Source organism: Rhizobium indigoferae (assembly GCF_034554815.1).
Lineage (GTDB): Bacteria > Pseudomonadota > Alphaproteobacteria > Rhizobiales > Rhizobiaceae > Rhizobium > Rhizobium leguminosarum.
In genome coordinates, this window is sequence record NZ_CP140635.1 from 2,191,920 (window position 1) to 2,216,143 (window position 24,224).

The 24,224-nt window shown below is 61.0% G+C and carries 22 protein-coding genes and 1 pseudogene; 12 read left to right on the forward strand and 11 right to left on the reverse strand.

What is annotated here, in order from left to right; all coding sequences use genetic code 11:
- A complete protein-coding gene (locus U5G49_RS11160) occupies window positions 1-582 on the forward strand; it encodes a hypothetical protein (protein WP_047621330.1) in 582 nt (193 codons plus the stop codon).
- A 399-nt stretch (window positions 583-981) separates the two neighbouring features.
- Window positions 982-2,037 (forward strand): 3-deoxy-7-phosphoheptulonate synthase, encoded by a 1,056-nt coding sequence (locus U5G49_RS11165; RefSeq protein WP_028733020.1) that lies wholly within the window; start codon window positions 982-984, stop codon window positions 2,035-2,037.
- Here the strand turns inward: U5G49_RS11165 and U5G49_RS11170 are convergent.
- Both U5G49_RS11170 and U5G49_RS11175 read right to left on the reverse strand, forming a co-directional pair.
- Window positions 2,034-2,861, reverse strand: coding sequence for a TolB family protein (locus U5G49_RS11170; protein WP_047621332.1), 828 nt, complete (start codon window positions 2,859-2,861; stop codon window positions 2,034-2,036). The two genes, U5G49_RS11165 and U5G49_RS11170, sit on opposite strands and share 4 nt — an antisense overlap.
- 25 nt (window positions 2,862-2,886) lie before the next feature.
- Window positions 2,887-4,566, reverse strand: a complete 1,680-nt coding sequence (locus U5G49_RS11175; protein WP_193442457.1) for an NAD+ synthase — start codon at window positions 4,564-4,566, stop codon at window positions 2,887-2,889.
- 192 nt (window positions 4,567-4,758) lie between these two features.
- Between U5G49_RS11175 and U5G49_RS11180 the strand changes: the two genes are divergently transcribed.
- Complete coding sequence (locus tag U5G49_RS11180) at window positions 4,759-5,289, forward strand: DUF1003 domain-containing protein (protein ID WP_047621464.1); 531 nt, start codon at window positions 4,759-4,761, stop codon at window positions 5,287-5,289.
- Between the two features lie 93 nt (window positions 5,290-5,382).
- On the opposite strand, the gene U5G49_RS11185 is transcribed toward U5G49_RS11180, so the two are convergent.
- The gene (locus tag U5G49_RS11185; protein WP_113542094.1) at window positions 5,383-5,781 is read right to left on the reverse strand and encodes a GFA family protein; all 399 of its coding nucleotides are present in this window, start codon (window positions 5,779-5,781) and stop codon (window positions 5,383-5,385) included.
- Window positions 5,782-6,148: 367 nt separating this feature from the next.
- On the opposite strand from U5G49_RS11185, the gene U5G49_RS11190 reads away from it, so the two are divergent.
- The 3 genes and pseudogenes from U5G49_RS11190 to U5G49_RS11200 all read left to right on the forward strand — a co-directional run bounded on the left by U5G49_RS11190 (window position 6,149) and on the right by U5G49_RS11200 (window position 10,349).
- Entirely contained in the window at window positions 6,149-6,571 is a 423-nt protein-coding gene (locus U5G49_RS11190; RefSeq protein ID WP_018242263.1) for a TadE/TadG family type IV pilus assembly protein, read from the forward strand.
- A 1-nt stretch (window position 6,572) separates the two neighbouring features.
- Window positions 6,573-8,304, forward strand: a pseudogene (locus U5G49_RS11195) (pilus assembly protein TadG-related protein).
- 206 nt (window positions 8,305-8,510) lie between these two features.
- Window positions 8,511-10,349, forward strand: coding sequence for an ABC transporter ATP-binding protein (locus U5G49_RS11200; RefSeq protein ID WP_113542096.1), 1,839 nt, complete (start codon window positions 8,511-8,513; stop codon window positions 10,347-10,349).
- Window positions 10,350-10,525: 176 nt separating this feature from the next.
- On the opposite strand, the gene U5G49_RS11205 is transcribed toward U5G49_RS11200, so the two are convergent.
- Entirely contained in the window at window positions 10,526-11,899 is a 1,374-nt protein-coding gene (locus tag U5G49_RS11205; protein ID WP_018445137.1) for a class II 3-deoxy-7-phosphoheptulonate synthase, read from the reverse strand.
- 217 nt (window positions 11,900-12,116) lie between these two features.
- Between U5G49_RS11205 and U5G49_RS11210 the strand changes: the two genes are divergently transcribed.
- Window positions 12,117-13,400, forward strand: coding sequence for a pilus assembly protein TadG-related protein (locus U5G49_RS11210; protein WP_112903396.1), 1,284 nt, complete (start codon window positions 12,117-12,119; stop codon window positions 13,398-13,400).
- Between the two features lie 172 nt (window positions 13,401-13,572).
- On the opposite strand, the gene gor is transcribed toward U5G49_RS11210, so the two are convergent.
- Window positions 13,573-14,958 carry a glutathione-disulfide reductase gene (gene gor, locus U5G49_RS11215; protein ID WP_113542097.1) on the reverse strand — a complete coding sequence of 462 codons (1,386 nt, stop codon included), beginning with the start codon at window positions 14,956-14,958 and terminating at the stop codon, window positions 13,573-13,575.
- Between the two features lie 188 nt (window positions 14,959-15,146).
- Between gor and U5G49_RS11220 the strand changes: the two genes are divergently transcribed.
- On the forward strand, window positions 15,147-15,359 hold the full coding sequence (locus U5G49_RS11220) for a hypothetical protein (RefSeq protein WP_026188416.1): 213 nt from the start codon (window positions 15,147-15,149) through the stop codon (window positions 15,357-15,359).
- A 57-nt stretch (window positions 15,360-15,416) separates the two neighbouring features.
- On the opposite strand, the gene U5G49_RS11225 is transcribed toward U5G49_RS11220, so the two are convergent.
- The 3 genes from U5G49_RS11225 to rpiA form a co-directional block, all read right to left on the reverse strand.
- Window positions 15,417-15,701, reverse strand: a complete 285-nt coding sequence (locus U5G49_RS11225; protein ID WP_130716504.1) for an acylphosphatase — start codon at window positions 15,699-15,701, stop codon at window positions 15,417-15,419.
- A gap of 93 nt (window positions 15,702-15,794) precedes the next feature.
- Window positions 15,795-16,358 carry a DUF2059 domain-containing protein gene (locus U5G49_RS11230; RefSeq protein ID WP_018242272.1) on the reverse strand — a complete coding sequence of 188 codons (564 nt, stop codon included), beginning with the start codon at window positions 16,356-16,358 and terminating at the stop codon, window positions 15,795-15,797.
- Between the two features lie 15 nt (window positions 16,359-16,373).
- The gene (gene rpiA, locus U5G49_RS11235; RefSeq protein ID WP_018445131.1) at window positions 16,374-17,072 is read right to left on the reverse strand and encodes a ribose-5-phosphate isomerase RpiA; all 699 of its coding nucleotides are present in this window, start codon (window positions 17,070-17,072) and stop codon (window positions 16,374-16,376) included.
- Between the two features lie 204 nt (window positions 17,073-17,276).
- On the opposite strand from rpiA, the gene U5G49_RS11240 reads away from it, so the two are divergent.
- The 3 genes from U5G49_RS11240 to U5G49_RS11250 all read left to right on the forward strand — a co-directional run bounded on the left by U5G49_RS11240 (window position 17,277) and on the right by U5G49_RS11250 (window position 19,187).
- Complete coding sequence (locus tag U5G49_RS11240) at window positions 17,277-17,993, forward strand: HAD family hydrolase (protein ID WP_193442459.1); 717 nt, start codon at window positions 17,277-17,279, stop codon at window positions 17,991-17,993.
- A gap of 424 nt (window positions 17,994-18,417) precedes the next feature.
- Window positions 18,418-18,666: a hypothetical protein gene (locus tag U5G49_RS11245; RefSeq protein WP_193445797.1), complete on the forward strand. Its 249-nt coding sequence runs from the start codon at window positions 18,418-18,420 to the stop codon at window positions 18,664-18,666.
- Complete coding sequence (locus tag U5G49_RS11250) at window positions 18,663-19,187, forward strand: transposase (RefSeq protein ID WP_193445798.1); 525 nt, start codon at window positions 18,663-18,665, stop codon at window positions 19,185-19,187. Before U5G49_RS11245 ends, U5G49_RS11250 begins: the two co-directional genes overlap by 4 nt.
- A gap of 245 nt (window positions 19,188-19,432) precedes the next feature.
- Here U5G49_RS11250 and U5G49_RS11255 read toward each other — a convergent pair whose 3' ends face one another.
- Both U5G49_RS11255 and U5G49_RS11260 read right to left on the reverse strand, forming a co-directional pair.
- The gene (locus U5G49_RS11255; RefSeq protein WP_193445799.1) at window positions 19,433-21,346 is read right to left on the reverse strand and encodes a L,D-transpeptidase family protein; all 1,914 of its coding nucleotides are present in this window, start codon (window positions 21,344-21,346) and stop codon (window positions 19,433-19,435) included.
- Between the two features lie 94 nt (window positions 21,347-21,440).
- A complete protein-coding gene (locus tag U5G49_RS11260) occupies window positions 21,441-21,707 on the reverse strand; it encodes a hypothetical protein (RefSeq protein WP_130652526.1) in 267 nt (88 codons plus the stop codon).
- A 61-nt stretch (window positions 21,708-21,768) separates the two neighbouring features.
- Here U5G49_RS11260 and fumC point away from each other — a divergent pair, with 61 nt between their 5' ends.
- Window positions 21,769-23,160 carry a class II fumarate hydratase gene (gene fumC, locus U5G49_RS11265; protein WP_047621340.1) on the forward strand — a complete coding sequence of 464 codons (1,392 nt, stop codon included), beginning with the start codon at window positions 21,769-21,771 and terminating at the stop codon, window positions 23,158-23,160.
- A gap of 83 nt (window positions 23,161-23,243) precedes the next feature.
- On the opposite strand, the gene U5G49_RS11270 is transcribed toward fumC, so the two are convergent.
- Entirely contained in the window at window positions 23,244-24,077 is an 834-nt protein-coding gene (locus tag U5G49_RS11270; protein ID WP_130652527.1) for a VCBS domain-containing protein, read from the reverse strand.
- Between the last annotated feature and the right edge of the window lie 147 nt (window positions 24,078-24,224).

The following is a 24,224-nucleotide window of genomic DNA, read 5'->3' on the forward strand; positions in this document are numbered from 1 at the left end:
ATGAAGAAACTCGTGCCCGCATTTCTTTTGGCCTGCACCGCATTTGCCATGCCGATGGGCGTATCCCTGGCACAGGATGCCAAGCTTGCCCCGATCTCCGACTACGTGACGAGCGACGTAAAGCCCTGGCTGAACGACCCTGCCATCATCGAGGCCGTCAAGGCGCAGAATGCTGCCAACGCCAATCTCAGCGCTGCCGATATCGACGCCCTCGACAAGAAGTGGCGTGCCGAAGTCGATGGCTCCGACCACGCCATGATCGACGGCGTGCTCAACAATGCGCTGTCGAAATTCCTTCAGGGCAAGAAGGAAGCTTCTGGCGGCAAGATCACCGAGATCTTCGTCATGGACGCAAAGGGGCTGAATGTCGGTCAAAGCGACACCACATCCGATTACTGGCAGGGCGATGAGGGCAAGTTCCAGAAGTCCTTCGGAGCCGGCAAGGACGCCGTCTTCGTCGATGAGATCGAAAAGGATGAATCGACCCAGACGCTCCAGTCGCAGGCAAGCGTCACGATATCAGACGACGCGGGAACGCCGATCGGCGCCATCACCGTCGGCGTGAACGTCGACGCCCTGTGATCTCAGGAACTGCGTTTTCTAGAACAGTGCGAATGACCGTCGCCCGAGAGCATCTTTAGAGCGACAGGTTTAAACAAAGCTTAGAGCGCGTCGCATGCACGAGATCGAGTGCGACGCGCTTCTTGCCTCGCCGGGGTGTCCCTCCGCAGAAGCCGTTGCCGTCCCCCGGAGCGCTGGATTTTCAGACAGAAAATTCTACGTGACATCACGCAGGCGTGGCGCTACATACGCCCCATGTCGATCACATCAATCAACGCCTTGGGATTTTATTGGTACCGCTGCTCTCAGCGGATGCGGGTCCATGCGTAACTGAATTCGACGCGACGACAACCCGAACAGCCGCTAGTCTACCTGGCGGCTTTTTTGTTCCGCACGGTATGACCAAACAGGAGCCATACCGTGTCTGATACCATTGATGATCTGCGTATCGTCGAGATCACCCCACTCACCAAACCTGCCGATATCATCGCGGAAATTCACCGCAATGCTACTGTCACGGACACCGTGACCAGCAACCGTGATGCGATCCATAAGATCCTCCAGGGCGAAGACGATCGCCTGATCGTCGTCATCGGCCCCTGCTCCATCCATGACCCCGTTGCGGCTCGGGAATATGCCGCACGGCTGGAGGAACAGCGACGCCGCTTCGCCGACGATCTCGAGATTGTCATGCGCGTCTATTTCGAAAAGCCTCGCACGACCGTCGGCTGGAAGGGCCTGATGAACGACCCGCATCTCGACGGCAGCTACCGCATCGAGGAAGGGTTGAGGATTGCGAGACGCCTGCTGCTCGATATCAATGCGATGGGCCTTCCGGCCGGCGTCGAATTCCTCGACACGATCACGCCGCAATATATTGCCGATCTCGTCAGTTGGGGTGCGATCGGCGCGCGCACGACCGAAAGCCAGGTCCATCGTCAGCTTGCCTCCGGCCTTTCCTGCCCGATCGGCTTCAAGAACGGCACCGATGGCGGCGTTCGCGTCGCGCTGGATGCCATCCTCGCAGCCTCGCAGCCGCATCACTTCCCGGCCGTCACCAAGGACGGCCAGGCAGCAATTGCCTCGACGACTGGCAATGACGACTGCCACATAATCTTACGCGGCGGCAAGCGGCCGAACTATGAAGCGGCCGATGTCGAAGCGGTCACCGGCGAAGCCATCAAGCTCAGTGTCGCCCCGCGCATCCTCATCGATGCCAGCCATGCCAACAGCGGCAAGGATCCGATGAACCAGCCGCTCGTCGTCAAATCCGTGGCCGCGCAGATTGCCGCCGGCAACAGCGACATCAAGGGCATGATGATCGAAAGCAACCTCGTCGCCGGCCGCCAGGACCTCGTTCCCGGCAAGCCGCTGGTCTATGGCCAGTCCATCACCGATGGCTGCATCGACTGGGATATGTCGGTCGCGGTGCTGGAAGATCTGGGAAAATCAGCCCGCGAGCGGCGCCGGACCTAGTCAGCCGGAAAATAGCGGACATAGGCGAATTCTTCGCCATCAGGAGACCAGCAGGGCACGTTGATTGTGCCCTGCCCCCCGAAGAGCTCGAACAGCGTCTTCAGATTGCCGCCGTCCATGTCCATCAGCCGCAGCCGCACGTCGAGATCGCGCGGATGGTCGAAAACCGAGGGGTCGTAGGAGAGGATCAACACCTTGTCATTCGAAGGCGACGGATGAGCGAACCAGTTGCCCTGATTGTCGGAGGTCACCTGCTCGAGCCCGGTGCCGTCGGGGTGGATGCGCCAGATCTGCATCAGCCCGGTGCGGCTGGAATTGAAATAGATCCATTGCCCGTCGGCGGAATAATCCGGCCCGTCATTGCGGCCTTCGCCATGCGTCAGCCGCGTCTCGGCACCGCCGTCGACGGAGATGGTGTAGATATCGAAGACGTCGTCGCGGATGCCGCAATAGGCAAGCTGGCGCCCATCCGGCGACCAGCCATGCCAGTAGGACGGCAGGTTCTGAGTGACAAGCCGCGGCGTGCCGCCTTCGATCGGCAAGGTATAGATCGCCGACTTGCCGAATTCGGTCTTGTCGGAGATGACAATCTTCGTCCCGTCGGGCGAAATGCCGTGATCATTGTTGCAGTTGACGGCAAAGCCGGTATCGACCTTGACCACCTCGCCGCCATCGAGCGGCAACCGGTAGAGCAACCCGTCGCCGTTCAAGAGCAGGTAGGAACCATCGGGCGAGAAATTTGGCGCCTCGACCAGTTTCTCCGTCTGCCAGACCTCGTGGGCCCTGCCCGTCCTGACGTTGTAGATCTCGACCGAGCTGCGCATGTTTCCTCCCGATATTTCTATGGTCTCAGCGGTCCCGGAACCGATTGGTGATGGGATAGCGCCGGTCGCGACCGAAATTCTTCTTGGTGATCTTTACCCCCGGCGCCGATTGCCGGCGCTTGTATTCGGCGAGATAGAGCAGATGCTCGACCCGGTGGACGGTCGCAACATCATGGCCGCGCGCGACGATCTCCTCGACCGCCATTTCCTTCTCCACCAGGCATTCGAGAATATCGTCGAGAACGGGATAGGGCGGCAGCGAATCCTGGTCCTTCTGGTCGGGACGAAGCTCGGCCGAAGGCGCCTTGTCGATGATATTCTGCGGGATCACCTCGCCCGACGGCCCTAGCGCACCCGGCGGTACGTTTTCGTTGCGCCAGCGGGAAAGCGCATAGACCTGCATCTTATAGAGATCCTTAATCGGGTTGAAGCCGCCGTTCATGTCGCCGTAGAGCGTGGCGTAGCCGACCGACATCTCCGACTTGTTGCCCGTCGTCACCACCATCGAGCCGAACTTGTTAGAGATTGCCATCAGGATGACGCCCCGCGCCCGGCTTTGCAGGTTCTCTTCGGTAATGCCACTGTCCGTGCCTTCGAAAAGGCTGGCGAGCGCGCTGCTGAAACCCGTCACCGGCTGTTCGATCGGCACGATATCGTAACGGCAGCCGAGCGCCTTGGCGCAATCGGCCGCGTCCTTCAGCGAATCCTCGGAGGTGTAGCGGTAAGGCAGCATGACGGTGCGCACCCGCTCATCGCCAAGTGCATCGACGGCGATCGCGGCGCAGATCGCCGAGTCGATGCCGCCGGAAAGGCCGAGCACGACGGTTTTGAAGCCGTTCTTGTTGACGTAGTCGCGGAAGCCCAGCAGGCAGGCGCGGTAATCGGCTTCCTCGCGCTCTGGAATATGCGCCATCGGCCCTTCGGCACAGTGCCAGCCGCTGTCGCCGCGCTTCCATGTCGTCACCGCCAGCGCGGTTTCGAACTGGCTCATCTGGAAGGCGAGCGACTTGTCGGCATTGAAGGCGAAGCTCGCGCCGTCGAAGACGAGTTCATCCTGGCCACCGAGCTGGGCGGCATAGATCAGCGGCAGCCCGGTCTCGATCACCTGCTTCAGCACCACCTGATGGCGGATATCGACCTTGCCGCGATAATAGGGCGAACCGTTCGGCGACAGCAGGATTTCAGCCCCGCTTTCGGCCAGCGTCTCGCAGACGCCGAGATCGCCCCAGATATCCTCGCAGATCGGAATGCCGATGCGCACGCCGCGGAAATTCACCGGCCCCGGCATGGCACCCTGGTCGAAGACCCGCTTCTCGTCGAACTCACCGTAATTCGGCAGGTCGATCTTGTCGCGCACCGCAATCACCTTACCGCCGTCGAGCACGGCGACGGAATTGTAGCGCCCGGTCTCGTCCTGCCGGGGAAAACCGATGATGACGCCGGCTCCGCCATCGGCAGTGTCGGCAGCCAGGCTCTCGACCGCCTTCCAGCAGGCACGGATGAAGGCGGGCTTCAGCACTAGGTCCTCCGGCGGATAGCCGGAGATGAAAAGCTCGGTCAGGACGAGCAGATGCGCGCCCTCCCGGCTCGCATCGGCGCGTGCCTCGCGCGCCTTGGCGAGATTGGCTGCGACATCGCCGACCGTCGGGTTGAGCTGGCCGATGGCGATGCGGAAGATATCAGAAAGAGCGTTTTCCTGTGTCATGTCATTTATTTAGCCTGCGCCTTTCGCGACCGCAACACGTTCGGGCCGAAAGCGGCACCTCGCGACGACGAAATTTTTATGAACGGATCGCGCATGGCGCAGCGCGGCACCGATACGCATTGCAATTTGCTAGCGGAGCGGAATACTGGCGCCGAAAGCGACCGTATCGACAACTGGCATCGGAAACAGGCAATGTCTAATCTTTCGGACTTCGTGCACCATCATTTCGACAAGCCGGCCGACGAGCTCGGCGAAGTCGAAAAGCGCGTGCTGGCGAAAGCGCACGAACGCAAGGTCATCTCGACCGACGTCAACGCCGCCTTCTCAGCCGACGCCTCCTTCGGCGAGCGCATCGCCGACAGCATCGCCCGCATCGGCGGCTCCTGGTCCTTCATCATCGCCTTTTTTGTTTTCCTCGTCGCCTGGACGGTGATCAACACCATCATTCTGGTGAGCGGCGCCTTCGACCCCTATCCCTTCGTCTTCCTGAACCTGATCCTGTCGATGCTCGCCGCCATCCAGGCGCCGATCATCATGATGTCGCAGAACCGCCAGGCCGAGCGCGACCGCTTCGAAGCCGCCAAGGATTATGAGGTCAATCTCAAGGCCGAGCTCGAAGTGCTCTCCCTGCATCAGAAGATCGACATGCATGTACTGACCGAGCTGACGGGGCTACGCGAGGACGTGGCCCGCCTCAGTGCCGCGCTCGCCGCCAAGGGCTAATGCATGTCGCCCAAAAGTGTGCAGCGGTGGGGGATAACGACGTGCATCAAATAAAGACTTAAAGGGCGTCGCATGAATCCGATGCGACGCCCTCTAAGTCGGATTCACCGCATATTGCGGCAAGCCGTCCGATATCTCGTAGAAATCGCCCTTGTCGGCGCAGTAGATATGATGGCCGAAGGCAAGGCCGCTCGGTGTGTCGAAGGCGCCAGCCATGACCGAAATCTCCGCCGATCCGTCCGCCTGCCAGAACAGCGCGGAGCCGCAATTCGAGCAGAAGCCGCGCTGCGCCTCCTCGCTCGACCGGTACCAGCGGACCGCCTCAGTGCCTTCCACCGAAAGAGCCGCGCGGGCTACGTTGACCGCGGCATAATAAAGTCCCGTCTGCCGGCGGCATTGCGAGCAATGGCAGCCGACGACAGGCCCGGGCTTTGCCGTACTTGAAAATCGCACGGCGCCGCAAAGGCAGCCGCCTGTATGCTGTTCGGTCATCGTCGCCCCGCTGTTTCCAAGGGAACGTTGCCGCCGATCTGCTCCGGCGTCAAATCCATTTCCCTGAACGAACCATCAGGAATCTTGAAGGCCGCCGGCCCTGTGCCAATCACGCCAACACTTCGGCGCGGAGCAGGAAGTAGCATTTCCTTATGCGCGCACATCCCCAGCCAACACGGAAACACACCGCAGGTTGTATCATAAGGAAAATTCCTCAATAAAATGCTATTTTTCTAACAAAACAAAGGCATTTCATAATAATCTAATACATCCAAAACGTTTATTAGATAATCAAAAATTAACCTCCGCGGCTCTAGAGTCACAACCGTTGATCGATACTCTGCACGGTCAGCCTGCGAGGTGAAAAATGAGAATTTTCCAACGTTTCCCTTCGAACGAACGTGGCGCCGCAGCAATCGAATTCGCCATCGTCGCGCCGCTCTTCCTTCTCGTGGTACTGACGATGATCGCCTACGGCATCTATCTGAGCGCATCCCATGCAGTGCAGCAGCTGACCGCCGATGCCGCGCGCACCGCCGTTGCTGGCATGACCAGCCAGGAGCGATCGCAGCTGGTCAATGATTTCATCAGCCAGTCGACCATCGACCATCCGCTGCTCGAAAAGAGCAAGCTGCATGTCACCGTTACCACCGACCCCGGCAATGCCAACCAGTTCACCGTGACGGCGGAATATGACACCGTCAATCTGCCGATCTGGAACCTCTACACCTTTCCCCTGCCCGACCACATGATCCGGCGCTTCGCGACCATCCGGATGGGGGGCCTGTGAGATGCCGATGTTCAGGGCCCGCCTGAGTCGCTTCGCCACCGATGCATCAGGCAATATCGCCATCATGGCAGCGATCTCAGCCCCGCTCATCCTCTATTCGCTCGGCTTGGGCGTCGATTACGGCATGATGACGCTGCAGCAGCGCCGCCTGCAGCAGCTGAGCGATATCGGCGCCATCGTCGCCGCCGCCGACATCAACGACGCCGCCGACAACCTCGTCGCCAATTTCGACCAGAACGGCCTCAACATCGCCGTCCGCACCAACACGGGTTATGCGACGAAGACGGGCTCGCTGCCGGCAACGGCTGATCTCAAGCAATTCGACGCCGTCGCCGAATTCACTCCCGGCACCTATCTCGCCGATGCCTCGGTGCCGCTCGGCAGCCGTTTTGCCGCCGGCATCCAGCCCTATGACGCCGTCAAGGTCGGCATCACCCAGAAGGCGGAGCTGATCTTCGCCACCGCCTTCGCCGCCGCTCCCAACCTCAGGGCGGTCGGCACCGCCTCGGCCTCCAAACTCGCTGCCTTCTCGATCGGCTCGCGGCTGGCAAGCCTCAATGGCGGCGTGCTGAACACGCTGCTCGGCAGCCTGCTCGGCACCAGTCTCTCGCTGAAGGTCGCCGATTACGAGGCGCTCACCTCAGCCGATATCAAGCTGCTCCCCTTCCTCGATATGCTGGCGACCGATCTCAACCTCACCGCCGGCACCTATGACGAGCTGCTGGCAACCGACATCTCCTATCCGCGCCTGCTGAAAACGCTCGGCAAGACTGGCGGCCTGACACTCACCGTCACCAAGGCGCTCGACGCGATCGAAAAGGCGCCCGGCACATCGCAGGTCAAGATCAGGCTCGAGGATCTCTTCAACCTCGGCCCGCCGGCGAGCGCCTCATCGGCAGCGGTTCTCACCTCTCGGCCGAGGCGAGCGTGATGGATATTGTTTCGGCGGCAGCCGTTGCGGCAAACCAGGAGAAGCAGGTCGCAGCCAATCTCAACGGCTCCGTGCCTGGACTTGCCACGGTCAAGCTGACGCTTGCGATCGGCGAGATGCCGAAGGGCGCCGCTTCGAGCGGGATCGGCGCCACCGGCGCCACCGTCCGCACCGCACAGGTGCGCCTGGCTCTCGATGTTTCGGCGCTCGGCGCCAATTCGCTTGCCGGGCTGAAGGTGCGCGTGCCCCTTTATCTCGAAGTCGCCCATGCCGAGGCCAAGCTTGCGAGCATCTCCTGTCTTGGCGGCGGCGCCAGAAACGCCAGCGTCGGCGTCGATGTCGTGCCCGGCGTCGCGGAACTGTCCCTCGGCGACGTCGATCCCAACGCCTTCGTCAATTTCGGCAGCGCGCCGCGTGTCAGCCGCGCCACGATGATGAACGCGCCGCTGCTCAGCGTCTCCGGACTCGCCCATGTCAACCTGACCAATCTCAGCAAGACCAAGCTGACCTTCCAGCCGGCCGACATCGCGGCAAAGACCATCAAGAACGTTTCGACCAAGGACACGCTGACCTCTGCCATGGCGTCGCTGGTGAAGGAGACCGTCAGGTCAGTATTCTCGGCCTCGGCATCGGCCTATCGAAAACAGTGGTGCAAAGCGCCGTCGCCGATACACTCACGGGGTTGACCAAGCCGCTCGACGAGCTGCTCTTCAACCTCCTGACGCTGCTCGGCATCAAGGTCGGCGAAGCCGACGTGCGCGTCACTGACGTACGCTGCCGGCAATCGGTGCTGGTGCAATAAGACCCCTTCCATCGCCCGTACCTTGTCGAAAATTGCAGCGGGAATCTGTTGCCTGTCGACAACACCCGCCAACCTCGTCCCATCGCTGCATTGAATCGGCGGCGGTTGTCGGCGATACTGAGGGTTCAATCAACCTCAGGAGACTGACATGAGAGCGAACCTGTCCAAACAGAAAGGAAACATCCCCCACAAGGACACTCAGCTTCATGAACATTCGGTTCTCCCGTGCGAGGAAAAACTCGCGACGCCATAACCCCTTCGTAAACTTCCTTCGCGATCATCCGATTTCCGCCGACCGTGGGCGGCGCTGGTCGCGCATGTACAAATTCCTCTCCTACTATCGCCCGCATCTGCCTCTGCTGCTGGCGGATCTGCTTTGTGCCATCCTCGTCGCTGGCACGGCGGTCGCCCTGCCGCTCTGCGCCAATGTCGTCACGAGCCGGCTTCTGGCTCTACCCGATGCGCCGCAGGCCTTCGGGCAAATCCTTGCCATGGGCGGCATCATGCTCGCCGTTCTGGCCGTCCAGATTATCGCCATCTTCTTCGTCGACTACCGCGGCCACGTCATGGGCGCCCGCATCGAGGCCACGGTGCGGCAGGAACTATTCGAGCACTGCCAGAAGCTCTCGTTCAGCTTCTATGACCGCCAGCGCACCGGCCAGCTGATGAGCCGCATCACCAATGACAGCCTGTGGCTGGGTGAGCTCTTTCACCACGGCCCCGAGGATCTTTCCATCGCCGTGCTGAAATATGGCGGCGCCATGCTGGTGCTGTTCTTCATCGATCCGCCTTTGGCAGCCCTGATCCTGCTGCTCACCCCGGTGGCGGTGGCCTATGCGCTCTATTTCAACCGGCGTATGAACCGCGCGCTCGAAGCCAGCAAACGGCAGATCGCCGCCGTCAACGAGCGCGTCGAAGATGCTCTTGCCGGCATCCGCGTCGTCCAGTCCTTTGCCAACGAGGCGCTGGAGAAGGAACGTTTCGCCGAGCAGAACCGACGCTTCCTGCAAAGCCGCGCCGAGGGCTACCGCAGCGAAGCCTGGTTTTCGGTCGGTACCGAAACCTTCGCCCAGCTCATCACGATAATTGTTATCGTCATCGGTGGCCTGCGCATTCTGACGGCAGAACTGACCGTCCCCGATATGCTGACCTTTCTGCTTTGCGTCGCTGTGCTGGTCGATCCGGTGCAGCGGCTCGCTAATTTCGTGCGCCTCTGGCAGGAGGGCTACACCGGCTTCATCAGGGCCATGGAGATCCTGGAGATTGCCCCCGATATCACCGATCGACCGGCCGCGCGTCCGATGCCGGCGCCCAGGGGAGAGATCAGTTTTTCCGATGTCGCCTTCGGCTACGATGCCGATGGCCCGCGGGTGCTCGAGCAGCTGTCGCTCACCATCGCGCCCGGTGAGTTCGTCGCCCTGGTCGGCCCGTCGGGCGTCGGCAAAAGCACGCTTTGCGCGCTGATCCCGCGTTTCTACGATATCGAAGCAGGGGCGATCCGCATCGATGGCACCGATATCCGCGAGGTGACGTTGGCCTCGCTCCGGCGCCATGTCGGGGTGGTACAGCAGGATGTCTACCTCTTTGCCGGCACAGTGGCGGAAAACCTGCGCTACGGCCGGCCCGACGCCAGCGATGCCGAGCTGGAAGCGGCCGCGCGCGCTGCCAATGCGCACGACTTCATCATTGCCCTGCCCCATGGCTATGACACCGATATCGGCCAACGCGGCGTCAAGCTCTCCGGCGGCCAGCGCCAGCGCATCACCATCGCCCGGGCCTTCCTAAAGAATCCGGAGATCCTGATCTTCGACGAAGCGACCAGCGCGCTCGACAACGAGAGCGAACGGGCGGTACAGCAGGCACTGCTCAGCCTGGCGAACGGCCGAACCACCCTGGTCATCGCCCACCGCCTGTCGACCGTCCGCCACGCCGACCGCATCCTGGTTCTGACGGCTGATGGCATCGTCGAACAGGGCACCCATGATGAGCTCATGGCGCAAGACGGCGTCTACGCCAACCTGCACAGCGTCCAGGCCAGCATCTGACTGCCAGTTCCACCTTCGCAGCATAAAAAAGCCCGGCATCGCCGGGCTTTTCTTCATCCATTTGGGGCTACCGCACAATTCCTTAAATCGGAATCGATTTAAGGGTAAAATTATGCAGCAATCCAAAGTGCTACAGTGTCCTTTGCGCGTCTTTTCAGACGCGCGGCGCTGTAGTCTCAGCCGTTCGCGACCATGCGCTTTTCGTCGCGGCCGCCCTTCATGCGCTCGGCAAGCAGGAAGGCTAGCTCGAGCGCCTGGTCGGAGTTGAGGCGCGGATCGCAATGAGTGTGGTAGCGGTCTTGCAGGTCTTCTGCAGAAACCGCACGAGCGCCGCCCGTGCACTCAGTCACATCCTTGCCGGTCATTTCGACATGAATGCCGCCCGGATGCGTGCCCTCGGCGCGGTGGATCTGGAAGAAGCTTTCGACTTCCGACAGGATCCGCTCGAAGGGACGGGTCTTGTAATTGTTGAGCGTAATCGTGTTGCCGTGCATCGGATCGCAGGACCAGACGACCTTACGGCCCTCGCGCTCGACGGCGCGGATGAGGCGCGGCAGGTTGTCGGCGACCTTCTCATGGCCAAAGCGGCAGATCAGCGTCAGGCGTCCGGCTTCATTGGCCGGATTCAGGATGTCGATCAGCTGCAGCAGATCGTCTGCCTGCAGCGACGGGCCGCATTTCAGGCCGATCGGGTTCTTGATGCCGCGGCAATATTCGACATGCGCATGGTCGGCCTGGCGCGTGCGGTCGCCGATCCAGATCATGTGGCCTGACGTGGCATACCAGTCGCCCGACGTGGAATCGACGCGGGTCAGCGCCTCCTCGTAGCCGAGCAGCAGTGCTTCGTGGCTGGTGAAGAAATCGGTCTCGCGCAGGCTCGGATGGTTTTCCGAGGTGATGCCGATCGCCTTCATGAAATCCATGGTTTCGCTGATGCGGTCAGCGAGCTTGCGGTAGCGCTCGCCCTGCGGGCTGTCCTTGACGAAGCCGAGCATCCACTGATGGACGTTTTCGAGATTGGCGTAGCCGCCCATCGCAAAGGCGCGCAGAAGGTTCAGCGTCGCGGCCGACTGGCGATAGGCCATGGCTTGGCGCTCCGGGTTCGGAATGCGCGACTCCTCGGTGAATTCGATACCGTTGATGATGTCGCCGCGATAGGCGGGCAGCGTCACGTCGCCCTGCTTCTCGACATTCGACGAACGCGGCTTGGCGAACTGGCCGGCGATGCGGCCGACCTTGACGACTGGAAGCTGAGCGCCGAAGGTCAGCACGACCGCCATCTGCAGGAAGGCGCGGAAGAAGTCGCGAATATTGTCGGCGCCGTGTTCGGCAAAGCTCTCGGCGCAGTCGCCGCCCTGCAGCAGGAAGCCGTTGCCTTCGGCGACGTTGGCAAGATGCTTCTTCAGGCGGCGCGCCTCGCCCGCGAAGACGAGCGGCGGATAGCTGGCGAGCGTGGCCTCCGTTGCCGCCAAAGCGGCTGCGTCGGGATATTCGGGAACCTGCAGGATCGGTTTTTGCCGCCAGCTGCTCGGGGTCCAATTGTCTGCCATCTCACTCACCCGTTCTCACATCCATACCTTAGGATGCCTCAATATGCGGCGGCTTATAGACCTTTAGGTCAGGCTTGCAAAGACCAATCGCCGACAGTTGTCGCCTCACCGGCGCCGCCCGGCATTCTCTGATTAAATCCGCATATACCATGTCGATTTCCCCATATTTTAGACTTTCAATGTAGAACCGCAAAGAGTTCAACATCGGGGACATGGCATGGCGATCCTTCCGTCCGGTTTCATATCGGATCGCTCGGGCAATTTCGGCATCATGACGGCACTGCTGGTGGTGCCGCTCTTCGGTGCGGCCGGCATGGCCGTGGATCTCGCCCATGCGCTCAGCCTGAGGACACAGCTTTACGCCGCTGCCGATGCCGCCGCCGTCGGTTCGATCGCCGAAAAATCCGGCGCAGTCGCAGCCGCGATGACCATGAGCGGCAACGGCACGATCTCGCTTGGCAAGGACGACGCCCGCAGTATCTTCATGTCTCAGATGTCCGGGGAGCTGACCGACGTTCATGTCGACCTCGGCATCGATGTCACCAAGACCGCCAACAAGCTGAATTCGCAGGTTTCCTTCAGCGCGACGGTGCCCACCACCTTCATGCGCATCCTCGGCCGGGACTCGATCACGATCTCGGGCTCCGCGACGGCCGAATATCAAACTGCCGCTTTCATGGATTTCTACATCCTGCTCGACAACACGCCTTCAATGGGCGTCGGCGCAACCGCGACCGATGTTTCGAAACTGCAGGCCAAAACAGGCTGCGCCTTCGCCTGCCATCAGATGGACCAGAGCACCAACAATTACACAATCGCCAAGAGTCTCGGCGTCGCCATGCGCATCGACGTCGTGCGCCAGGCAACCCAGGCGTTGACCGATACGGCCAAGACCGAACGCGTCAGCAGCGATCAGTTTCGCATGGGCGTCTATACTTTCGGCACCAAAGCCGAAGACGCCAAGCTGACGACGATCTCCAGCCCCACCTCCGACCTGACGAAGGTGAAGAATTACACCGACGCCGTCGACCTGATGACCATTCCCTACCAGAACTACAATCAGGACCAGCTCACGAGCTTCGATAGCGCCCTGACCCAGATGAATACCATCATCGATCCGGCCGGTGACGGCACGTCGAATATCAGCCCCGAAAAGATCCTGTTCTTCGTTTCCGATGGCGTCGGCGACAGCTACAAGCCGTCGACATGCACCAAGAAGACGACCGGCGGCCGCTGTCAGGAACCGATCGACACCTCCTTCTGCAAGCCGCTGAAGGATCGCGGTGTCAAGATCGCCGTGCTCTACACCACCTACCTGCCGTTGCCCAGCAACGATTGGTACAACAAATGGATCAGCCCCTTCCAGAGCGAGATTCCGACGAAGATGCAGGCATGCGCTTCGCCCGGCCTCTATTTCGAGGTCACGCCGACCCAAGGTATCACCGATGCGATGAAAGCGCTTTTCCTCAAGGTCATCCGGGCGCCGCGCATCACCAGCTAATGCATCGGCTCGAAAATCGGAATCGCTTTCGGAAAGCACGATGCGCAGGTTCAAAGTGTTAGAGCGTCCTTTGTGCGTCCGCAAGGACGCACGGCGCTCTAATCGCCCGGAAGTGTGCAGCGGTTCCGGGGCAACGACATGCATAAAACAAAAAGCTAAAGCCTGTCGCGGCTCAAAGCCGCTTGCCGTCGCGGATCCGATAGCTCGGCGCATACATGGTGACGAGCTCTTCGGCGGCCGTCGGATGCAGCGCCATCGTCCGGTCGAAATCGTCCTTGGTGCAGCCGGCCTTCAGCGTGATGCCGAGCAACTGCGCCATCTCGCCGGCATCGTGGCCGAGGATATGGGCGCCCACCACCTTGCGGCTCGCCGCATCGACGATCAGTTTCATGATCATCCGCTCGGCCCGGCCGGAAAGCGTGGCCTTCAGCGGTCGGAACTGGGCGCGGTAAACCTCGAGCTCGCCGTAACGTTTGCCCGCATCCTCTTCCGAGAGGCCGACAGTGCCGATCTCCGGCTGTGAGAAGACGGCGGTCGGGATCAGCTCGTAATCCGGCCGGGTCGGATTGTTCTTGTATTCAGTCTCGATGAAACACATCGCCTCGTGAATCGCCACCGGCGTCAGCTGTACCCGGTTGGTGACATCGCCGAGCGCATAGATGTTTTCGACATTGGTGCGGGAAAATTCATCGACGATAACGGCGCCGCGCTCGTCGACCGCGACGCCGGCCGCCTCGAGGCCGAGGCCTTCGGTGTTCGGATCGCGCCCGAGCGCTAGCATGACAACGCCGGCCTGCAGCGTGCCGTTGTTCAACGTCTCCAGAATGAGGCCGTCCTCACCCTTTGAAACCTTCTGCAGCGTGTCGTGGCAGAGGATGCGGATGCCCTTGGCGACCATTGCCTCGTGCAGCCCGCGTCTCAGATCCTCGTCGAAGCGCGACAGGATCTCGGCGCCGCGATAAATCAGCGTCGTCTCGACGCCGAGGCCATGGAAGATATTGGCGAATTCGACGGCGATATAGCCGCCGCCGGCGATGACGATCGATTTCGGCAGCTCTTCAAGATGAAAGGCCTCGTTGGAGGAGATGCAGAGTTCGTGACCGGGAAGGGCTGCATGCGGGTTCGGCCGTCCGCCGGTGGCGATCACGATCGTCTTGGCCGTCACCATCTGTCCAGTCTTCAGCAGCCGCACCGTATGGGCATCGACGAGCTCTGCGCGCGTTTCCAGGATCTCGGCATTGGCGCCGGCGAGACCTTTCTTGTAGAGACCTTCCAGCCGGGCGATTTCGGCATCCTTGGCCGCCACCAGCTTTTTCCAGTCGAAGCTGCTTTCGCCGACCGTCCAGCCGAAGCCCGCTGCATCCTCGAAATGCTCATGGAACTGCGAGGCGTAGACGAAGAGCTTCTTCGGCACGCAGCCGCGGATCACGCAGGTGCCGCCGTAGCGGTATTCCTCGGCGATCGCTACCTTCTTGCCGAGCGAGGCGGCGACACGTGCGCCGCGCACGCCTCCGGAACCGCCACCGATGACGAAGAGGTCGTAGTCGTAGGAAGACATGAGGAGCTCCGGAAGGGAATCGCAGGAAGGATATTCCTGATATAGGGGCGATCATCACGAAAACAAAAGCCCGCTCCAGCGTCATCCCGTTCCCATCGCTGAATCTTCATTGTAAACGGCTGCGATTGACCCGGTCGCCGAAGGCTGGCAGGCAATCCATAGGATGGAAAAGAATGCCGGAGCAAAAGATGGATCAAACTCTCTTCGCCAATCTGTGCAGGGCTGGCAAATTCAAGGAAGCGCTCGGCCTCGCCATTCAGGGCCATGAGGACGAAAAATACACCCCGAGCCGCTTCTCGATCGACAAAAAGACGAGATTGCCGATCTTCTACCGCGGCAACAAGCGCGTGGAGCCGGATGAGGACGGTGTGTGGCAACTTGCAAAGAACCCGAACCCATAGGGACTGAGTTCCGGCGCATATGCGATGCCAATTGCATCTGCCGAGCGATTGTTGCTGTCAGCGGGTAATGCGGAAATCCGTCGGGTTTTTCTCAAGCTGGGCTGCTTCCGTCTCGACGCGCGAAACCGACGCCTCCGAAGGCCCGCGCCTGAAACGCTCGATCATCGCCGAAATGGCGATGTCGGGTCCTGCGATCACAGCGACGACGGCCCCGTCCTCTTCATTGCGAACCCAGCCCGTCAAACCGAGCCGTACGGCCTCATCGCGCGCCCAATAGCGAAAACCGACACCCTGGACCTTGCCGGATATCCGCACTCGGACAGCCTTGTCATGATCGGACATCTGCATTCACCTGAAGCCTCGCCAGCGGCATTGGCCGCATCATAGCAAAAAAGCCCGGACGATGCCGGGCTTTCGCAAATTTATGGGCAAGTTTTACTGCTGTGCAGCCGGTGCGGGAGCCGGAGCGGCCGGGCTGTCGGTTGCCGGCGGCGGCGCCTTGATGACCTTGGAAAGCTCGGCGTTGCTCTGCTTTTCCAGGTCGCGGGAAATGCCCTGCGCCCAGATGTCGGCGGCCTTCGCCGTCTCGCGCGAGGCGACCGGGCCGTCACGCAGCAGCTTCTTGCCGACGTCGGAATTGTAGAAGTCGGCGATCGCCTTCAGCTCATCGACGGTGAAGGTCTTGGCATAGGTGAGTGCCGCCTCCTTCTCCAGATCACCGCGGCGCGGCGCCAACGCCAGCGCCTGCGCGTCGACCGTCGACGAAATGATGTCCTGGTAGTTCGGCGAATCCTGGATCAGGCCGGCCTTCAGGCGCTCGGCGAGACCAGGCAGGATGTTGTCGAACTGGGCAGTGGCGCCGATGGCGTCGATCGCCGCGCGAGACGCCTTCAGCTGCTCCTCCGAGACTTCCTGCGCGTTGACGGCGGAGCCGAAGGCAAGCCCGGAAAGAAGGACGGTCGCAGCGGCGAGACGGCCAAGACCTGCAATGTTCATCATGAGTATACGCTCCTGTTATCTGTTTGCCTGCAGTGTGCGCACACCCGCAGGACCGGCAATGATCGCAAGTGCCGCCATATTGATAAAGAGCCCGTGTTCGACGACGCCGGGTATGGAATTCAGCTCGCTCGAAAGCGCCTCTGCATCAGGAATGCGGCCAAAAGATGCATCGATGATGTGATGGCCGCCATCTGTGGTAAACTCTCCGTCACCCGACTGGCGCAGAGCGAGTTCACCCGAGAGGCCGAGCCGGGCCGCGACCTTTTCGATCGCGATGCGCGTCGAGACGAGCCCGAATGGATTGACCTCGATCGGCAGCGCGAAGGCGCCGAGCGTTTCGACCAGCTTGCTCTCGTCGGCAATGACGATCATTCGCTCGGAGGCGGCTGCGACGATCTTTTCGCGCAGCAGCGCACCGCCGCCGCCCTTGATCAGCCTGAGCCCCGTATCGACCTCGTCGGCGCCATCGATGGTCAGGTCGAGTGCCGGCAGTTCGTCGAGCGACTTCAGCGGCACGCCGAGTTCCACGCAGAGCCGCGCGGTTCTTTCGGAGGTCGGGACGCCTTCGACCCTGAAGCCGCCCGCGACCTGCTCTGCCAGCAGGCGAACGAATTCTTCCGCCGTGCTGCCGGTGCCGATTCCGAGACGCATCCCGCTTTCGACATGGGCGAGCGCGGCCTCGGCGGCCTTGATCTTCATTTCGCGGGCATCCATGCGCCGCCAGCTCCGATTATTGCGTTGGATGTGCTGTTTACACGGCTCGCCTGGCAAACGAAAGTCAAAATCATCACGGAAAATGAAAAGCCGAAACAGAGGCCTGCGGCCTTCCCGGCCATCGCCGGACGTTGCTTTCCGCCGCGCGATCGCCTACCTCAGGACGATCCATCGCTCCGCAAGACGACCATCGCTCAAAGAGACATGCCCTTGACCCCTGCCCCCGCTCGCCCGGCGCTCGTCGTCTTCGATCTCGACGGCACCCTTCTCGATACCCATGTGGACCTGGTCGAGAGCCTGAACCACACGATCGCGGCCCTCGGCCTCGAACCGGTCAGCTACGACGACCTCACCCATCTCGTCGGCCAGGGCGCGCGCGTGATGATCGAGCGCGCCTGCCGGCTGCGCGGCCATCCGCTCGAAGGCGACGCCCTGCCGCTGCTGGTCGAGCGTTTCGTTGCCCATTATGCCGGCAACATGCCCGGCCGTACCGAGCCCTATCCCGGCCTGGTCGCCGCCATGGACCGGCTCAGATCCGAAGGTTACCGCCTCGCAGTCTGCACCAACAAGATGGAAAGCCTGGCACTCGGCCTGCTCGACAAGCTCGACCTCGTCAGATATTTCGACGCGATATCAGGCGGCGACACCTTCCCCGTGCGCAAGCCCGACGCCCGCCACCTCACCGGCACTATCGAACGCGCCGGCGGCGACATCGCCCGCACGGTAATGATTGGCGACAGCATCAACGACATCGCCGTTGCCAAGAATGCCGGCGTGCCCTCGATTGCCGTGCCGTTCGGCTATTCTGACGTACCGGTTTCGAGCCTCGATCCGGATGTTATCATTACCCATTTCGATGAGCTGACGCCGCAGCTGGTAGAAAGGCTGCTACAGGAATATGCGGAGAAGGTTGCCGTCTGAAGTTTGGCGATCAGCCGTATGTCTTTGCGATCGCGGCCCCCTCATCCGGCTGCCGCCACCTTCTTGGATGACAGGAATGTAGGATACTAACGCTTCCGGGCGGGTGGCCGCCCGCCCGGAAGCTGGTTGTCGGATCGTCACCTTCTTAGCCGTTTGGGGCTGTGGGGAGCAGGATCGCAACCGGCTCTTCATCTGGCCCGTGTGGTTGCAGGAACCTTGGGGTTCGTATCCAAGACAGGGACGACGAAGATGACAGATAATAGCATGATCTGTGCCGGAATCGATGTCGGCAAAAGCCATCTCGACATTGCCATCCATCCCGACGACGCAAGGCTGAGGGTGACGTACGACACCGCTGGTCTGAAGGCGCTTGACGCTTTCCTTCAAGAGCATGACGTCAGTCGCATCGGCTTCGAAGCCTCCGGTGGCTATGAATGGCGTGGTGCATCTGCGGGCCGGCAAGCGACCGGCGGCGCGTCTGCAGCCAGCGCAATTGCGGTTCTTCGCCAAGAGCCGGCTTCGGCGGGCAAAGAACGACCGGCTCGATGCCGCGCTGATTGCGCTCTTCACTGCAAGTCTCGAGCAGTTGCCGGCACTGCCGGACGCACGCTTCGACAGGTTGGCGGCCGAACTGACCTATGTGGAACGATCGAGCAGCAGATCGCGCTGGTGAAGACCTTTGCCGAGACCGCCTTGTCGGAGGCCGTCAAACGCCGTCACGCGCGCGAGATCGCCCGGCTCGAAACCTGCCGCAAGGCCCGTCTGCTGCGGCTCGAAAAGACGGTTCGCGACGATTGTGACCTGGCCCGGCGGCTCGATCTGCTGATCTCCATCAAGGGGATCGGGCTGCGCAGCGCGCTGTGCCTGATCATTCGGTTGCCCGAACTCGGCCATGCCGGCCGTGCCGAGATCGCCGCCCTTGCCGGCGTCGCACCCTATGACGACGATAGTGGAAAACATCATGGCAGACGCCGCATCCAGGGTGGCCGCGAACGCCTGCGCAAGAGCTTGTTCATGTGCGCCTTCACGGCAACCCGGCACAATCCGGATCTCGCGTCGTTCTATGCGCGCTTGCGAAGCAACGGCAAGGAACACCTGTGCGCCGTCATAGCCGTCGCCCGCAAACTCATCATCCTCGCCAATGCCATCCTCATTCGAAACACCGAATGGACGCCACAATACCAGCAAAATTGAAACATGGTTGCTCCCCGCTGGGGAGAAGAGGGGAACTAGCGGCACGGCTGCAACCGCACGAAACAGTTTGATCAGAAGCGAGGCGTCTCCGCAACGTCCCTTCTACCCAGCGGGGAGAAGGTGCCGGCAGGCGGATGAGGGGGCCATACGGCGCGCCCTCTCCTCTTATTTCTTGCACGCAGACACCCCAAAACAAACCGGGCGGTCCAAAGACCGCCCGCCAGCATCACTATCAAATCCGATTTTCAGATCTGCGCCCCACGCGCCTTCGTTGTGGCATCGAAGGCCTTGTCGACATAGGCGTCGCGTCCGTAGACGTCGTCGAAATATTCCACCACGCCGTCCTTGTTCGGCCAGGCAGTGAAGTAGGAGACGTAGACCGGGATCTTCTGCGGCACGCGTACGGCATGGTTCTGCCCGCTGGCGATCTGCTTGGCGACATCGTCAACCGTCGTGCCAAGCACGGCAGCCGCCATCGCACGCGGATCGGCAAGGCGCACGCAACCGTGGCTCAGCGCCCGCATGTCGCGCTTGAAGAAGCTCTTCGACGGCGTGTCATGCATGTAGATCGCGTGGCTGTTCGGGAACAGGATCTTCAGTTCGCCGAGCGCATTGTCGCTGCTCGGCGGCTGGCGCACCGAGACATTGTCCGTCGAGCCATACCAATCGACGCTCGATGAGGCGACGGCATGGCCGTTCACCTCGACTTCATAGCCGAGCTGGTCGAGATAGTTCGGATCCGAGCGCAGCTTCGGCAGCATCTCGTTGATGATGATCGACTGCGGCACGCCCCAGAAAGGGTTGAACTCTACCGTCTCGATCTCGTCATCGAAGAAATAGGTCTGGTTGTTCTTGCCGCCGACCACCACGCGCATCGACAGCTGTTCCTTGCCGTCATTGTGGTAGTAGACCATGTAAGCGGGCTGGTTGATCATAACATAGCGTGAACCGAGATCCTCCGGCAGCCAGCGCGCCTGCTCCATGGCGACGACGAGCTTGTCGATCTTCGAAGCATTGGTGTCGCCGCCGGTCATGGCGCGCACCGTCGCCTGGCCGATGACGCCATCGGCCTTCAGCCCGCGCTCCTTCTGGAAGTCCTCGACCAGCGAAACGATGTCAGGCGAATAGTCGCTGCTGCCGGCATAGGTGGCAATCGTTGCCGCATGATCGGTCCTCAGCGTTTCGGAACCGTGCTTTCCGATTGCCCTGACGATATTGGCGATCTCGGGTGAGCTCTCGCCAGGTCTCAGCAGCTTGTCGAGCGAAACGACTATTCGCTCTTCGTTGCCACCGTCGGCGGCACGAAGCTTTGCAAGCTCTGCCTTCAGCGCCAGGAATTGCGGGCTATCGGGCGAGCGGCTGGCGATATAGGCGCCGACGTCGGGGCTCATGCGAGCAAGCTTCAGCACCGGGGCCAGATTGACCACCTTGCGCTGGAAATCGTGATAGCCGGAGATCTTGTTCGGATCGATGCGGCCCCGCACCGTGTCCTGCACGAAAGCCAGCACTTTGGCGGAGAGTTCGAGTTCGAACTGCGTCAGCGCACGGTCGCGGAAGGCGGGATCGGGATTGGCCGGGTCGATATCAGGCGTCTGGACGACGTAATCCGCCGGGTCGAGACCGACGAAGCCCGCATCGGCAAGCACCAACATCGCCGACTTGGCACGGTCGTTGATCTGGTTGCCATCGACCCACACGAGCGGATTGCGGCTGTCGCCGTAATAGGCTTCGAGCGCCTTTGCAACGTCAACATTGGCGCGCACCTTGGCCTGCGCCAGGAAGCGGCGCTGCACGGCGGGTTCGGCGCTGGCATCGCCGCTGCCCGAAACATCGGCGACTGCGCCGGTGACGACGGGATCGGCAAACTTGCCGGTATCGACGAATTGCAGCGTCTCGGTTTTGTAGGTGTAATAACGCGGACCGCTCACCTTCGGCAGCGGCGCTTCCGGGTCGAGCCCGCCGAGCGATCCGCCAATGCCGCCGCGCTGGCCCACACGGCCGGGCGGCATCTGGTCCATGAAGATGGTGCTCTGGGACCGCTGCCTGTCGCCGCGCAGCATATCCATCAGTGTATAGGCATGCGCGGGTGTGGCACTCATCACTGCCACGCCGCAGGAAATTGCCAATGCGGATGCCGCGCTTTTCAAAACGAACGTCATATATCTTCCAGTCCCGGTGTCATGCTGTTCTTGTCACGAGCGCAAGGCCCAAGCTCAAATCCCGCGAAACTCAAGCAGCGTAGGGCCTCATTGATCAGAAACCGGCCTGCGCCGCCAGCGCCGGCGGACTCAATTTTATGTGACGGAGATCCTGCATGGCGCCGCCCAGCAGTTCACACAAAATTATGAAATTATTAGTTAATTTTTTACCGAATTTTCTCCGGCAGACCAGTGGGGTGAAAACGCCCGGATGCATAAAATTTCCAAAGTGGCCTAAAAGGCACGCCGAAAAGCCTGCGCAAACATGACTTCCGATTTCAATATTTCGCACGGCGTCCAGTTTTCTTGTCGGGCTTTCCAACCTATAAGACCTCATCTTTCGAAAATGCCCGAAAACAGCATGTAAAGGGAAGGCAAGGCTGATGACCGCAACCCGCACCGAAACCGATACTTTTGGCCCGATCGACGTCGCCGCCGACCGATATTGGGGCGCCCAGGCCGAGCGTTCGCTCGGCAATTTCAAGATCGGCTGGGAAAAGCAACCGCTATCGATCGTGCGCGCGCTCGGCATCGTCAAGCAGGCGGCCGCCCGCGCCAACATGTCGCTCGACCAGCTCGATCCTGGCCTCGGCAAAGCCATCGTCGACGCCGCCCAGGAGGTGATCGAGGGCAAGCTGAACGACCACTTTCCGCTGGTGGTCTGGCAGACCGGTTCGGGCACGCAGTCCAATATGAATGCCAACGAGGTGATCTCCAATCGTGCAATAGAAATGCTCGGCGGCGTCATGGGTTCCAAGAAGCCGGTGCATCCGAACGATCACGTCAATATGAGCCAGTCGTCGAACGACACCTATCCGACGGCCATGCACATCGCCTGCGCAGAGCAAATCGCCCATCACCTGCTCCCGGCCCTCAAGCACCTGCATGCCGCCCTTGACATGAAGGTCACCGAATTCAGCCACATCATCAAGATCGGCCGCACCCACACCCAGGATGCGACGCCGCTGACGCTCGGCCAGGAATTTTCGGGTTATGCCGCCCAGGTCGGCTCCGCCATCAAGCGCATCGAAATGACCCTGCCCGGCCTTTGCGAGCTCGCCCAGGGCGGTACTGCCGTCGGCACCGGCCTCAATGCGCCGGTGGGCTTTGCCGAAAAGGTCGCCGAAGAGATCGCTGCCATAACAGGCATGCCCTTCGTCACCGCGCCGAACAAGTTCGAGGCGCTCGCCTCGCATGACAGCATGGTCTTTTCCCATGGCGCCATCAATGCGGCCGCCGCCGCCCTCTTCAAGATCGCCAACGACATCCGCCTGCTCGGCTCCGGCCCGCGCGCCGGCTTGGGCGAGCTGGCGTTGCCGGAAAACGAGCCCGGCTCTTCGATCATGCCCGGCAAGGTCAATCCGACCCAGTGCGAGGCGCTGACGCAGGTCTGCATCCATATCTTCGGCAACAACGCGGCTCTGACCTTCGCCGACAGCCAGGGCCATTTCGAACTCAACGTCTACAATCCGATGATGGCCTATAATTTCCTGCAGTCGGTGCAGTTGCTCGCCGACGCCGCCGTCTCCTTCACCGACAATTGCGTCGTCGGCATCGAGGCGCGCGAGGACAATATCAAGGCCGGCCTCGAACGCTCGCTGATGCTGGTAACGGCACTTGCCCCGAAGATCGGCTACGACGCAGCCGCCAAGATCGCCAAAACAGCGCATAAGAACGGCACGACGCTAAAGGAAGAGGCCCTCGCCAGCGGCTTGGTGACATCGGAAGAGTACGACGAGATCGTGCGCCCGGAAACGATGATCGGGCCGAAGTAGGCAGCCCCTCACCCGCCTGCCGACACCTTCTCCCCGCTCGCGGGGAGAAGGGGATATGCCGCAACGCCTCGACTCCCTCCAGCCTATAGCAAGGCAAACAGCGAAAAATTGTCCATCACGACAGAATTGCCCATGAAGTCGAAACGGATTTCTTCGATGTCTTCGAGATTGACCTCGAGAGTGGGGCCGGTGACCTCGAGCTCCTGCTGATAGACGATCTGGCCGTCGTTCAGCGCAGTGAGCGTCAGGTGAAAGGGCGCTGCCGACAATTCGGCAATCGAAACGCTCTGAAAGGTGAACTCCCCGCCATCGAGCATTTTCAGGCTTACGGGCGCAGAACCCGGCGATAGAACGGTATCGCTGAAACCGTCCTCGGTGATGGCGTCGACACCCGGGATGGTATCATAGACATACCCGTTCAGAAGCGTCAGGTCGTGGCTGCCATTCACTGAAAGTGCAAAGTTGCGATAGTCAGGCAGAGAGAAATTATCGGCCCTCGACAAGACGCCCATATCGTCGAAATCCAGGACCTCGTGGTATTTATCGCCTTCGTTGACGCCGTCGATCGCGAGCGTCAGCACGCCGAGGTCCGTGCCCCCTGAGCCATCGGACATCTTGAAGCTCAACTTCTCGATGAGCTGATCGTATTTCGTTAAATTTTTCACGACGTCGAGTGTGTAGTCCAACTCGTACTCGAAGTGACCGTCAGGTTTCAGTCTGAAGGTTCCGTATTCGCCCCTTATGATCGTTTCGTGGTCAGGCCCATGTTTGGCGTCGATGCGCACGCCATTGACGAAGCGAACATACATGTCCGCTCCCTCGGGATCGCTGGAGAGGCGCAGCAGATTCCCGCGGATCCAATTGTCTTCGAAAAAAACGAGAAGGTCGTCGACAGCAGTTGGCTTTGCATTTGTCATTCGAAGCCCCGGCAGGTTAACGCTGCCGGGAATATGAACTGGCCTCGAACAGAAGGCAACCTGGAGTCGTCTTTGTCGAGGCGATTACGCTAGCCTCACCCACTGCGCGCGGTGCAGCCCGCGCGACCCTGGCTTAACCGGCCGGAC